Origin of the sequence: Pseudoalteromonas sp. CR1 (assembly GCF_019392235.1) — a bacterium.
In the GTDB taxonomy this organism is placed as follows: Bacteria; Pseudomonadota; Gammaproteobacteria; order Enterobacterales; family Alteromonadaceae; genus Pseudoalteromonas.
The window spans coordinates 1-389 of sequence record NZ_JAHXRM010000061.1; the positions used below are offsets into that span (position 1 = coordinate 1).

The 389-nt window shown below is 65.3% G+C and carries 1 protein-coding gene; it reads left to right on the forward strand.

All coding sequences use genetic code 11. The annotated features are described in order from the left end of the window. A partial coding sequence (locus tag KZZ04_RS18490) for a PhoX family phosphatase (protein ID WP_219423691.1) occupies window positions 1–389 on the forward strand: 389 nt, incomplete at both ends.

The window sequence follows — 389 nt, forward strand, 5'->3', positions numbered from 1 at the left end:
TGATCAGTTGGGGCCAGCCGCTGCACACCCATGGCCCGGCCTTTGACCCGTCCGGCAACGGCAGCGCCCAGGCCCAGGAGCAGCAATTCGGTGACAACAACGACGGCATGAGCCTGTTCGCCTTCCCCGGCGACGACAACCGCGCACTGATGGCGATCAACAACGAATACACCAACTACCGCTACCTCTACGCCCACGGCGGCGCACCGCAGTCTGCCGAAGACGTGCGCAAGGCCCAGGCCAGCGAAGGTGTGTCGGTCATCGAAGTGCGGCGCAAGGGCGACACTTGGCAGTTCGTCCAGGACTCGCGCTACAACCGGCGCATCCACGGCAACTCGCCGATTCGCCTGAGCGGCCCGGCCGCAGGGCATGAATGGCTGAAAACCAGC